The organism is Hymenobacter sp. YIM 151858-1, assembly GCF_025979705.1.
Lineage (GTDB): Bacteria > Bacteroidota > Bacteroidia > Cytophagales > Hymenobacteraceae > Solirubrum.
Window position 1 is genome coordinate 2,113,311 of sequence record NZ_CP110136.1, and the last position, 11,632, is coordinate 2,124,942.

The 11,632-nt window shown below is 62.5% G+C and carries 10 protein-coding genes and 1 tRNA gene; 7 read left to right on the forward strand and 4 right to left on the reverse strand.

Annotated elements, in window-relative coordinates; all coding sequences use genetic code 11:
* Positions 1-56: 56 nt before the first annotated feature.
* Positions 57-632 carry a hypothetical protein gene (locus OIS50_RS09395; RefSeq protein WP_264694194.1) on the forward strand — a complete coding sequence of 192 codons (576 nt, stop codon included), beginning with the start codon at positions 57-59 and terminating at the stop codon, positions 630-632.
* A 97-nt stretch (positions 633-729) separates the two neighbouring features.
* Entirely contained in the window at positions 730-3,066 is a 2,337-nt protein-coding gene (locus OIS50_RS09400; protein WP_264694196.1) for a GAF domain-containing protein, read from the forward strand.
* A 198-nt stretch (positions 3,067-3,264) separates the two neighbouring features.
* On the opposite strand, the gene OIS50_RS09405 is transcribed toward OIS50_RS09400, so the two are convergent.
* The 3 genes from OIS50_RS09405 to OIS50_RS09415 form a co-directional block, all read right to left on the reverse strand.
* Positions 3,265-3,924, reverse strand: a complete 660-nt coding sequence (locus OIS50_RS09405; RefSeq protein WP_264694198.1) for a phosphatase PAP2 family protein — start codon at positions 3,922-3,924, stop codon at positions 3,265-3,267.
* A gap of 107 nt (positions 3,925-4,031) precedes the next feature.
* Positions 4,032-4,113 (reverse strand) — tRNA-Leu (locus OIS50_RS09410).
* A gap of 141 nt (positions 4,114-4,254) precedes the next feature.
* Positions 4,255-4,971, reverse strand: coding sequence for a phosphatase PAP2 family protein (locus OIS50_RS09415; RefSeq protein WP_264694201.1), 717 nt, complete (start codon positions 4,969-4,971; stop codon positions 4,255-4,257).
* A gap of 107 nt (positions 4,972-5,078) precedes the next feature.
* Here OIS50_RS09415 and OIS50_RS09420 point away from each other — a divergent pair, with 107 nt between their 5' ends.
* The 3 genes from OIS50_RS09420 (at position 5,079) to OIS50_RS09430 (ending at position 9,030) form a co-directional block, all read left to right on the forward strand.
* Entirely contained in the window at positions 5,079-5,735 is a 657-nt protein-coding gene (locus OIS50_RS09420; RefSeq protein ID WP_264694203.1) for a class I SAM-dependent methyltransferase, read from the forward strand.
* Positions 5,736-5,785: 50 nt separating this feature from the next.
* Complete coding sequence (locus OIS50_RS09425) at positions 5,786-7,696, forward strand: M61 family metallopeptidase (RefSeq protein ID WP_264694205.1); 1,911 nt, start codon at positions 5,786-5,788, stop codon at positions 7,694-7,696.
* An 86-nt stretch (positions 7,697-7,782) separates the two neighbouring features.
* Positions 7,783-9,030, forward strand: a complete 1,248-nt coding sequence (locus OIS50_RS09430; RefSeq protein WP_264694207.1) for an MFS transporter — start codon at positions 7,783-7,785, stop codon at positions 9,028-9,030.
* A 76-nt stretch (positions 9,031-9,106) separates the two neighbouring features.
* Here the strand turns inward: OIS50_RS09430 and OIS50_RS09435 are convergent, their stop codons facing one another.
* Entirely contained in the window at positions 9,107-9,841 is a 735-nt protein-coding gene (locus OIS50_RS09435; RefSeq protein WP_264694209.1) for a Bax inhibitor-1 family protein, read from the reverse strand.
* A gap of 133 nt (positions 9,842-9,974) precedes the next feature.
* Between OIS50_RS09435 and OIS50_RS09440 the strand changes: the two genes are divergently transcribed.
* Both OIS50_RS09440 and OIS50_RS09445 read left to right on the forward strand, forming a co-directional pair.
* Positions 9,975-11,003, forward strand: a complete 1,029-nt coding sequence (locus tag OIS50_RS09440) for an MBL fold metallo-hydrolase (protein WP_264694211.1) — start codon at positions 9,975-9,977, stop codon at positions 11,001-11,003.
* 72 nt (positions 11,004-11,075) lie between these two features.
* The gene (locus OIS50_RS09445; RefSeq protein WP_264694213.1) at positions 11,076-11,573 is read left to right on the forward strand and encodes a YciE/YciF ferroxidase family protein; all 498 of its coding nucleotides are present in this window, start codon (positions 11,076-11,078) and stop codon (positions 11,571-11,573) included.
* Positions 11,574-11,632: the final 59 nt, after the last annotated feature.

Sequence of the window (11,632 nt, forward strand, 5' to 3'; positions counted from 1 at the left end):
CAATGTACGGCTGGCCCTAGGTACTAGCGGTGCCGCAGGGGCGTTACCTTCGCGCTATGCTTCGTCGATTGTTTCTGATGTTTGTGCTGCCGCTGCTGGGTGCGGCTCTTTTTGCCGGCTGCTGCGGCTCCGTGGCCTGCAACTGCCGGAACTACCGCACCGATGCCCTGATTTTTCAGTTCAGCGCCGACTCGGCCAGCAACGGGCGCGGTTTCCGGGCAGCCGAGCTAACCAACGTGGTGCTTGTGCGCTACAACAGCATCTGGCCCGACGATTCGCTCAACGTGCAAAAAACCGACACCGTGCGCCTGACTCGCACGCGCGCCACGGCTTTCACGCCCATCGTCATCGACAACACCGAGCCCTTCACGCAGCGCTTCGGGCGTAAGCTGGGTATGCCCGAGCCGCGCGACTCGCACCGCTACGCCATTCTGCTTACCGGTGCGGCGCGTAACTCGCCGGTGCGCAAGCGCTATTTCATCGGCGGCATTACCCTGAAAGGCAAGGTGGAGGCCGATGACTGCTGCACCTGCTACCAGAACACGGAGAAGTCGTTTTACCTCAACAATACCTTCGTGGAGGCCACCACGGGCGCCGGGGCCCAACCCGCCGTTACCGTCCTCACGCGCTAGGGGCGCAAGGGCTACGTCCGGGGGCCGGCCAACTGCGTATAGTACTTAGTGCTACCGCAAACCGCCCCGGTTTGCCACCCGGCAGTTGCCCTCCCCTATGCCCCAGTCGTCCGACGTTACCACGGCCCCCGCGCCGATATTCTTTTTTCAGACCACCCTAAGCCTCGAACCCATCATTGCGTGGTGGCAGGCCCGCACCGAGGATGCCAACCCCGGCATTGCGCTGCTGGCCCGCGGCATCATGCGCGAGGTGGAGCGCGTGCCCGAGCTGCGCGGCACCATCACCGAGCCCAGCGTGCTCGATACGCACCAAACCCTGGTGCAGGCCCTGATGGTGGCCGTGTTTCCGCCGGCCTCGTTCGATATCGAAATCAGCGGGGCCATTCCGCCGTTTCAGCGCTACAGCTTTTACCACACGCCTAGGTTCGCGGAGGTGCTGCTGGCCCCCGATAAGCGCGTAAAGCAGCCGCTCAACATCGATTCGGCCACCATGGAGCGCCACATGGTGCACATGGTGTACGCCCAGATTCTGGAGAAGCTCTACGGCGTAGATCTGCCCGACAGCAATGGCACCGTCATCTTCACGGTGCCCGATTACCACATCGGCCTGTACCGCCACTACAGCGTGTCGTTCAACTCGGCTTTTCTGGATATTCGGGTGGTAGGCCAGCGCCCCGAGCTTGCGGTGGAGCAAATGGAACAGCTCCGGCGCAACCCCTACAACACGGAGCTGTGGCGCACGCTGCTGCCCCCAGAAAACTTCGCGCTCGAAGGCTTCAACGTGTTGCACCTGAGCGACGTCACGAACCAGGAAATCCTGTCGGAGCTGAAATACGACCTGCTCGAGCGCGATGTGCTGCAAGCCTCCGACCGGCTCGAGCAGATTCAGGAAAAGCTGCGCGTGCTGTTTGGGCGCCCTTTTTTGCAGCTGGGCATCGCCGCCTACGACGAAAAGAAAAAGGCATTCGTCGACTTCGGCCGGAAAATCAACCACAGCTTCCTGATGAAGCAGCTGCAGCGCCAGGATGCCAACTCCGGCTTCCGGCGCATCTACGCGCAGGTGTCGCAACAGCGGCGGCCGTTGGTGCTGGAGGATGTGCAAACCGCCGACATCCCGGAGGATTTGCGCGAGCAGCTGCTGAGCATCGGCATCCGCTCGGCTATTCTGGCCCTGCTGCCCTACGGCGACGACGCGGTGGGCCTGCTGGAGCTGGGCTCGCCCAAAGCCGGCGACCTGGATGAGTTTGCCCTCGACAACGTGAATGCGTTTCTGCCGCTGTTTGCGGTGGCCGTAAAGCGCAACGCCGAGGAAATCCAGACGCGGGTGCAGGCCATCATCAAGGAGAAGTTTACGGCCATCCACCCTAGCCTGGAGTGGCGCTTTACTGATGCGGCCATCAACCTGCTCGAAAAGCTCGACGAGGGCAATAAAAACGCCGAAATGGAGCCCATCGTGTTTCACGATGTGTACCCGCTCTACGGCTCCTCCGACGTGCGCGGCTCCAGCACGGCCCGCAACGAGGCCATTCAGGGCGACCTGGTAGAGCACCTGACGCTGGCCAACCGCGTGCTCAAAAAAGCCACCGAGTACCAGGCCCTGCCCATCCTCGACGAGCTCAAGTTCTACGTCACCAAAAACCTGCGCCGCCTGCGCCAGGGCATCCTTACCGGCGACGAGGTGAACATCCTGGAATCGGTAAAAACCGAGGTGGAGCCGCTGTTCGAGTACCTGGCCCAGCACACCCCCGAGCTGCGGCCCGTCATCAGCGACTATTGGTCGAACATCGACCCCGAACTGGGCATTTTGTACAAGCGCCGCAAGGCCTTCGAGCAAAGCATTACGCAGCTGAACGATGCCGTGAGCGACTACCTCGACGAGGAAAATCGGCGGGCCCAGCAGATGTTTCCGCACTACTTCCAGCGCTTCAAAACCGATGGCGTAGAGTACAACATCTACATCGGAGCCTCCTTGGTGCACGATAAAACCTTCGACCTGATCTTCCTTAAAAACCTGCGTTTGTGGCAGTTGCTGATAAGCTGCGAAGTTACCCGGCTCACGCACCGCCTCAAGCCTACCCTACCCGTGCCGCTCGAAACCACCCAGCTCATTCTCATTCACAGCCAAGCCCTGAGCATCCGCTTCCGCACCGATGAGCGCCAGTTCGACGTGGATGGCGCCTACAACATCCGCTACGAAATCATCAAGAAGCGGATTGACAAAGCCACAGTGGTGGGTACCGGCGAGCGGCTAACCCAGCCCGGCCACATTGCCTTGGTGTACGCCCAGGCCCGCGAAGCCGCCGAATACCAGGAGTACATCGACTACCTGCAAGACCGCAACATGCTCGAACCCGAAGTAGAAGAGCTTGAGCTGGAGGAACTGCAAGGCGTAAAAGGTCTGATGGCAATGCGCGTGAAGGTGAAGATGAGTTAGGAGTTAGGTGTTAGGTGTTAGGTGTTAGGTGTTAGGTGTTAGGTGTTAGGTGTTAGGTGTTAGGTGTTAGGTGTTAGGTGTTAGGTGTTAGGTGTTAGGTGCGTATGGCCGACCTAGGGCCTGGGTTGCGCTGCCGTGCACCTTTCTCAATACTAACTGCCCGCTACTTGCTACCCCGTACCCAATAATCAATACCAACTACCTCCTACCGAGGCGCTGCTGCACGGCCGTACGCACCAGTATTACCCAGGCAATGGCGGCGGCAAAGCCGGCCAGCACATCGGTAGCGTAGTGCACGTGCAGGTACACCCGCGACAGGCCAATCAGCAGAGCCCATAGCAGCAGCAGCGCGGCCCATACGGGGTGGTGCCGGTAGCGCCACAGCTGCCAGGCCAACATGCCGTACATGGCCAGGCCGATCATGGCGTGGCCGCTCGGGAAGCTCAGACCGGGCTGGTAGATAAGGGCAGTGAGTGGCCTCACGCGCCCGAAAGCGGTTTTGAGCAGCTGATTAAGCAAAGCCGAGCCCACGATAGCGGCAAACAGCTCCACCGCTTCGCGGCGGTGCTTGCGCCACCACAGCCACGCAGGCAGCACCAGCGCTACCACCACAAACCACAGCGCCGACCCGAAGAACGTAACGCGCAGCACCCAGGGCGTGAGCCCCGGCAAGGCCATCCGTAACTGATCGAAGGCATCGAAAGCGGCCTGGTCGAACTGCTCGGGCCCGGCCACGAAAACCAGGCGCGTAAGCAGCACGAAGAGCAGAAAGCTACCGATAAAAGCCCCCACCAGCACCAGCAGCTCGGCGGTGAGCTGACCGGTAAGGCGTAGCAAAAATTGCGACAGGCGGTTCATGGCACAGGCAGGAGCACGAATTACCGCTGATGCGGCTGCCGCGGAACTAAGGAAATTCGGGGGCTAAAAACAAGAAAGCCGGCCCTTTCGGAACCGGCTTTCTGTTGTGCGGTCGGAGAGACTCGAACTCTCACACCTTTCGGAACTGCCGCCTGAAGACAGCGCGTCTACCAATTTCGCCACAACCGCAGCTTTCAAAAACTCGCCGCTGTTGGTAGTGCAGCGGCGAATTGTGATACAAAAGTAGAGCAAGGAGGCGCTTGTTGTCAAGCGCCTGCCTAAACTTTTTTACCCTATTGTTACCTAGGGTCTGATTATCAGGTACAAATTTTATTCATTCAGGGCGCTACCAGCAGGCATAGCCGAGCGCACGCGCCGCCTGATGACGTGTTCGAGGCGGTTGAGCAAGGGTATAGCCAGCAGCAGCCACAGCACCCCGGCGGCAAAGCCGGCCAGCACATCGGAGGCGTAGTGCACGCGCAAATACACCCGCGTAAGCCCGATAAACAAGATCAGCACGCTAAGCAGCAGCACCAACAGCCAGCGCAGCGAGCGGCTCTCGACGTGGCGCCAGGCCAGGTAAATCAGCAGGCCGTAGAAAGAGGCCGAAATCATGGCGTGGCCGCTCGGGAAGCTCAGGCCCGACGCCGAGGTAAGCGGCAGCACCGGCCGGGGCCGGTTGTAAAACTCCTTAAGCAGCAGATTGAGCGTGATGCTACCTAGGGCCACCACCGGCACCTTGAGCGAGTACCAACGGTGCTGCCGAATCAGCAGGAAGTAGCCGATTACCGCCAGGGCCGCCACGATAATGAAGTTGCGCGAGGCCAGGAACGTGAAGAAATCAACCCAGGGGCGGTTTTCTTCGCCCAAAAAGCGATGCGACCACGCAAAGGCGCCTTCGTCGAAATCCAGCTGCCCGTCGCCGAGCACCTGCCGGCCGAGCAGCAGAAACAGCACCACCCCGGCCGTGCCGATGACCAGGATAAGCGCAAACTCGGTTACGAACAACGCCGCACCAGCCAGCAGCCGTCGGAGAAAACCAGTCATGCAGAAAGAGGGATGGTGGATGCTGCAGAAACGAAAACCGTTGGGCTTAGGATGTGCCCGGCTCCTGGCTGCTTACGTAAGTTGCAGCATCATCAGCTTTGCCGCCCGTGCCCACTCCCAACTTCGATCGAGTAGCCCGCTTCTACGACCCGTTGTCGCAGCTGGTATTTGGCACCACGCTGCTGCAGGCCCAATGTGCAGCCCTGGCCGAGGGCCTGCCCGCCGGGGCACCTAGGGTATTGTTCATCGGAGGCGGCAGCGGCGAGGTACTGCCAAAGCTGGTTGCGCTGCGCCCCATGGCCGAGGTGCTATACCTGGAGGCGTCGGCCGCGATGCTGGCGCAAGCGCAAGCCCGGGTGCGCGAGCTGCCCGGCGGCGTGGCCCGGCGCATCAGCTTTCGGCACGGCTCAGAAACCAGCTTGCGGGCCAACGAGCAGTTTGATGCCGTGGTGGCGTTTTTTCTGTTCGATTTATTTCCGGAGCCCGAACTAGCCGCTATGCTCAACCACTTGCGCCGACACACCCACGCGGGCACTCAGTGGCTGGTGGCCGACTTTACCCCGCCCCAGCGCTGGTGGCAGCGGGGGTTGCACTGGCTCATGTACACCTTTTTTGGGCTGACGGCCGGGGTGCGCGGGCGCCGCCTACCCAACATTGCAGCCGCTATGGCAACACTGGGCCTTGCGCCTAGGTGGCAGCAGCACTGGCGCGGGGGCTTGGTAGAGGCCAGCGTGTACGGCGCGCCCCTAAGCCCAAAGCAATAGGTAGCGTGTGGCGTCGCCGATGTACATTCGGGCCACTCCTCATCCCACCTATGCGTCATTCATCAGCTGCCCGGTTTGTGCTGGGCTTAGGTTTGCTTTCGGCCCCGCTGGTTGGGGCAGCCCAAAACACCGCACCCCGCACCACTGCCACTGAAGCGCCGGTGCAGTACAGCATTCAGTTTCCGAATGCCGTACACCACGAGGCGCAGGTAGTGGCCACCTTCCAGAAAGTGCCCGCCGGGCGGCCGCTGCAGGTGCGCATGGCCCGCTCCTCGCCGGGGCGCTATGCCCTGCACGAGTTTGCCAAGAACGTATACAACGTTCGGGCCACCGACGGCCAGGGCAAGCCGCTCCCCATCCGCCACCCCGACCCCTATGGCTGGGAAATAACGCCGGGCCCCGATGGCACCGTGCGCTTTAGCTACACGCTCTACGGCGACCGGACCGATGGCACCTACGCCGGCATTGATGCCCAGCACGCCCACCTGAACATACCGGCCACGTTTGCCTACGCCCGCGGGCTGGAGCAACGCCCCGTGTACGTGAACTTCGAGCAGCTGCCCGCCGACTGGAAGGTGGCCACGCAGTTGCAGCCGGCAACCGAAAGCGGCCAGCCGGTGCCGGGCCGCTACTTCGCGCCGCATCTGCAGTATTTCATGGACTCGCCCACTTCGCTGGGCGCCCAGAAAACGCGGGCCTGGCAGGTTGGCGGGCAGCAAATTGAGATGCAGGTGCTGCACGCCGGCTCCGACGCCGACCTCGACCGCTACGCCGACCTCACCAAGAACGTGGTACGCGAGGCGCAAGCGGTTTTCGGGGAGCTACCGACCTTCGATTTCGGGCGCTATACGTTTATAGCCAACTACTTGCCCCAGGCCAGCGGCGACGGCATGGAGCACCGCAACTCTACCTCGGTTACCAGCTCGCGCCCCCTCGGTGGCCCCAACGTGCTCGATAACCTAGGCACCGTGTCGCACGAGTTTGTGCACAGCTGGAACGTGGAACGCATCCGGCCGAGCGACCTGGAGCCGTTCGACTTCGACCGCGCCAACATGAGCGACATGCTCTGGTTTGCCGAGGGCTTCACGCAGTATTACGGCGAGCTGCTGCTGCGCCGCTCGGGTGCCTACACCACCGATGAGCAGTATTCGCGGGAGGCCCTTACGGGGTTGGTAAACTCGATGGAAGTACCGGGCGCTAAGCGCTATGGAGCAATTTACATGAGCCAGCAGGCGCCGTTTGTTGATGCGGCCAAATCCATCGACCCCACCAACCGCGCCAACACGTACCAATCCTACTACTACGTGGGCGGGGCCAATGCCCTTGCCCTCGATTTGCTGCTGCGCCAGAAGCACCGCACCGACCTCGATACCTACATGCGCGCCGTGTGGCAGCAGCACGGCAAGCCGCAGCAAAACTACGCCCCCGCACGCCCCTACACCGTGCCCGATTTGCAGCGCATTTTGGGCGAGGTGAGCAAAGATACCGCTTTTGCCGGCCAGTTTTTCCGCCAGCACATCTACAACGCCACCACCCCGCACGACTACGCCGCGCTGCTGGCCCCGGCCGGCCTGGTGGTGCGGCAGGCCAGGCCCAATGCGGCTGCCCTGGGTATGCCGGGCCAGGTAGATTTCGTGAACGGCCGCTGCCTGATTACCTATAACACGCTCGTGGGCACGCCGCTGTACCAGGCCGGCCTCGACCGCGACGACGAGCTGCTGAAGCTCGACGGCAAGCCGCTGAAAGACGAAAAGGCGCTGGCGGCCATTCTGAAAAAGCACAAACCCACCGACACCGTACCACTGGAATACCGCTCGCGGGGGCAGGTGCGCACCGCGCAAATTGCCCTGGCCCCCGACCCCACGCTGGAGGTGGTGCCGGCCGAGCAAGCGGGCCAGCAGCCCACGCCCGAGCAGCTTGCGTTCCGAAAGGCCTGGCTGGGCAGCAAAGCGCAGCCCTAGTACCTAGGGCAAACATCCGGCGCCGTTTACGTTTGTAAAAGCCGGGCCCGCGCGGGCCCGGCTTTTTCGTGTTTTATCTCGCCCGTATGCCCCGCTCCGATTACCGGCTCCGGCTCATCTATGCCATTATCCTGATTGATGTGGTGGCGGGGGCGGCCCTAGGTCCGGTAATGCCCGAGTTTGTGCGGGGGCTGCCCCGGCCGCAGCTGTGGCTGTCGTTGGGCACGGGGTTGTTCCTGGGCATTCAGCTGTTTTCGGCGCCGTTGCTGGGCAAGCTCTCCGATGGCTACGGCCGGCGGCCCGTGCTGATTTTGTCGGCCCTGGGCACGTTGGCGGCCAACTGCCTGCTGTGGCCGGTGCGGGCGGGCCTGTACTTCGCCAACCGCCTGTCCGATGGGCTTACCAACGGCATGTACGCCACCATTCGCTCGGCCATTACCGACCTCTCCCCGCCCGAGCGCCTGTTTCGCAACCTAGGGCTCGAGGGCGCCATTATTTCGCTGGGCTTCGTGCTCGGCCCCATGGCTTCGGGGCTGCTGCTGACGGTGTTCGACGTAGAAGCCGCCCGGCAAGTGCAGGCAGTAGTGGGCCTGGGCGTGGCGTTGGCCGTGCTGAATGTGGCCCTGAGCTTTGTGCTGCGCGAGCCGCACCCTCAGCGCACCGGGGTAAGCCGCAGCGCTCTGGGTGCCGCGGTGGCCGAAGCCTTGCACCTGCCCTCGCTCTGGCACCGCCTGCAAGCCAAAAACCAGTCGCACCCCGGCCTGCTGCAACTCGTGGCTACCCAGGCCCTGCTCACGCTCAGCATCGGCTGCTATTACTACTTCGTGCCCTACATCAGCCTGGGCCAGCTGCGCATGGATGCCCGCGCCATTTCCTACTTTTTCATGTTTTTCGGGGCGCTCAGCATTGCCATCAATTACATCTTCTTCGGCCTGGTGGCCGACCGCATCAACCAGCGGCGCGCCATTCGGTGGCTGGCTACCCTAGGTGTGCCGGTGCTGCTGGCCTACGGGCTGGTGGGCAGCTCGCGGGTAGGGTTGTACATCATCGTGGTATTCGATTGCCTCACGCTTTCGCTTATCCAAGGCTTGCTGGAGGGCCTGATTGCGCAGCGCACCACCGCTGCCGACCGCGGCGAAATTTTCGGGCTGAACCAGGCCGTGCAGGGGTTGGCCAGCTTTGCCTCTACGCTGGTATTTGCCGGGCTGTCGGCCCTCGATCTGCGCTTGCCGTGGCTGTGGTTCGCGCTTTGCCTAGGTGGCGTAGCCTGGCTGATGAGCCGGCACCTCAGCGCAGCTCAGCCCACCCCCGAGCCGGCCGAGGCCCTGGGTTAAGCCGGCCCTACAACGGCAAAGCCCCGGCTGGTGCCGTGCACCAACCGGGGCCAAAAGGCTAACAAACCCGGCGAGCTTAGAGGGGTACGCCCGTAAGGCTCAGCAAGCTCAGAAAAAGACAGAGCAGGTTGAAGTATAAGCCAAAAGCACTGCGCACGGCTACTTTACGGTCGATGTTTTCGTCGCCCAGGCCCAAAAACGCTTTGCCTTTCAGTTTGTTGGCATCGTAGGCCGTGAGGGGCACAAACAGCAGCACCCCGGCGGCGCTGCTCAGCTCGGCGGCAAGGCTGTGGGGCCACAGCATGTTGCCGATGGCCGCCAGGGCCAGCGTAATCAGGAGCACCAGCAGCATGCCGGCCCAGCTGCTCATTTTCGCGCGGGCAAAGTAGCCGTACAACAGCATGCTGCCCACCACCGCCGACGCGATGAAGAAAGTAGCGCCCAGCGAATGCGCCGAGTACTCCCGAAACACCACCCCCAAGGCCAGCCCCCCGGCCAGCACGCACACCACGAACGCGGCCACCAGGGCAAGCGTATTTTGGGCGGCAAAGCGGGGCGCCACCAACAGGCCCGTAACGATCAGCACTGCCACCACCCCCACAAACACCCAGGCCGTACCAAACAGCACCGCCTGCAACTCGGGCGAGGCGGCCACCACCATGGCCGTGCCGCCCGACAGGGCCAGTGCGCCGGTAAGCCACCCGAGCACCTGCGTCATGAAATAAGCCTGTAAGTCGGCTACCTGCTCGGCCGTCAGGGCGGCCGATGCGGGTTGTAGCTCCTGGCCTTCTTGGGGTACAATTTCTTGCATATGCGGTGGGGCAGTAACGGCGGTTTGGGCGGTTGGCAAGCAATACTGATCCTAAAATAGTTGATTGCACATCACGGGCACTACACCCTTCTGCGTAATGCATACTTTTCTTGCTTAAACCACACTTCAGCCTATGCCAACAAGCCGCCGCGTCCGCAACGAGCAGCTGCGCACCATCCGCTCCCGCTACGAAGGCAACCTGATGATCGGGCGCGCATTCGCCAACGCCAACGAGGAGCTCTACGAACCCACGTTTTCGAACGTGCTGCGCTGGAAGTTTCTGACCAAAAACCCGCAGGCCCAGGAAAAAAAACAGGACACCTGGGCGCCCGCCGTGCAGTCCTGCACCGAGGTTATCGGGCAGCGGCAAGCCGATACGTTAGTCTGGCTGGGCCACGCCTCGTTTTGGCTGAGCTGGGGCGGCCGCACGTTTCTGTTCGATCCGGTGCTGTTCAACCTGCCGCTCATTAGGCGCCGCCACGCCCTGCCCTGCGCCCCCACCGACCTCACGGGCATCGATTACCTGCTGCTTTCGCACGGCCACCGCGACCACCTCGACGATAACTCCATTCGGTTGCTAGCCCGCCAAAACCCGCGGATGCAGCTACTGGGCCCGCTTGGCGCAGCCAAGCTGCTGAAGCGCACGGCCGGCACGTTGCCCCCTACGCAGGAGGCCGGCTGGTGGCAGCAGTTCGACCTAGGGCCCAATGCGCCCATCGAGGTGTTTTACCTGCCCGCCGCCCACTGGCACCGCCGCGGCATCGGCGACCTGAACACCGTGCTCTGGGGCTCGTTTTTGCTGCGCGAAGCGGCCACGGGCCGTACGCTCTACTTCGGCGGCGACTCGGCCGAGGGCCCGCACTTCTACCAGATCGAGGAGCAATTCGGCCCGCTGGATATTGTGCTGCTGCCCATCGGGGCCTATAAACCGGCCTTCATGATGAACCGCTCGCACATGAACCCCCACGAAGCCGCCAAAGTGAGCAACCAGCTGCGCGCCGGCCACCTCGTGCCGATGCACTACGGCACCTACGACCTCTCCGACGAGCCGGCCTCGGAGCCGCTGCGCCTGCTCAGGCAAATTGCGGCGGAAGGTTGGCTGAGTGCCGCGCTGCACGTGCCCGCCGTGGGCGAGCCCCTCAACATTGCCGCAATGGAGTAACCTCCCGCACGTCGGCAGTAACCCGGGCACCTAGGGCGCGCGTAGGCACATTTGCTACCAACCACTACGCCTATGTTGTTCGATAAAATGGAAACGCTCGACGACTTGCTCGTTATGCAGCTGAAAGACCTTTACAGCGCCGAAAAGCAGCTGGTTGACGCCCTGCCCCAAATGGCCGCCGCTGCCAAAGACGGCCGGTTGCGCCGCGGCTTCGAGCGCCACCTGCACGAAACCGAGCGCCAGGTAGAGCGCCTCGAGCGCATTGCCAAAGACCTCGACCAGGACCTCGGCGGCCACACCTGCGTGGCCATGCAAGGGCTGATCAAAGAAGGCCAGGCCACCATGTCGGAGCGGGCTACCGACGAGGTGATGGACGCCGCTTTGATTGCCGCCTCGCAAAAAATCGAGCACTACGAAATTGCCAGCTACGGCACCGCCCACCACTACGCCGACCGCCTGGGCCACGCGCAGGTGGCGCAGCTGCTGCGCAAGTCGTTGGAGGAGGAGCAGGACACCGACACCCGCCTGAACGACCTGGCCAAGAACTACCTGAACCAGAAGGCCATGTAAGCCACCTAGGGCGCCGTGCCTTTGCGTTGTAATTGGCAAAAGCCCCGGCCGCTTCGGCG

Bases quoted from the DNA above. Each gene is read 5' to 3' on its own strand.
- OIS50_RS09395 (WP_264694194.1), top strand. From the start codon at position 57: ATGCTTCGTCGATTGTTTCTGATGTTTGTGCTGCCGCTGCTGGGTGCG.
- OIS50_RS09400 (WP_264694196.1), top strand. From the start codon at position 730: ATGCCCCAGTCGTCCGACGTTACCACGGCCCCCGCGCCGATATTCTTT.
- OIS50_RS09440 (WP_264694211.1), top strand. From the start codon at position 9,975: ATGCCAACAAGCCGCCGCGTCCGCAACGAGCAGCTGCGCACCATCCGC.
- OIS50_RS09405 (WP_264694198.1), bottom strand. From the start codon at position 3,924: ATGAACCGCCTGTCGCAATTTTTGCTACGCCTTACCGGTCAGCTCACC.
- OIS50_RS09435 (WP_264694209.1), bottom strand. From the start codon at position 9,841: ATGCAAGAAATTGTACCCCAAGAAGGCCAGGAGCTACAACCCGCATCG.
- OIS50_RS09415 (WP_264694201.1), bottom strand. From the start codon at position 4,971: ATGACTGGTTTTCTCCGACGGCTGCTGGCTGGTGCGGCGTTGTTCGTA.
- OIS50_RS09430 (WP_264694207.1), top strand. From the start codon at position 7,783: ATGCCCCGCTCCGATTACCGGCTCCGGCTCATCTATGCCATTATCCTG.
- OIS50_RS09425 (WP_264694205.1), top strand. From the start codon at position 5,786: ATGCGTCATTCATCAGCTGCCCGGTTTGTGCTGGGCTTAGGTTTGCTT.
- OIS50_RS09445 (WP_264694213.1), top strand. From the start codon at position 11,076: ATGTTGTTCGATAAAATGGAAACGCTCGACGACTTGCTCGTTATGCAG.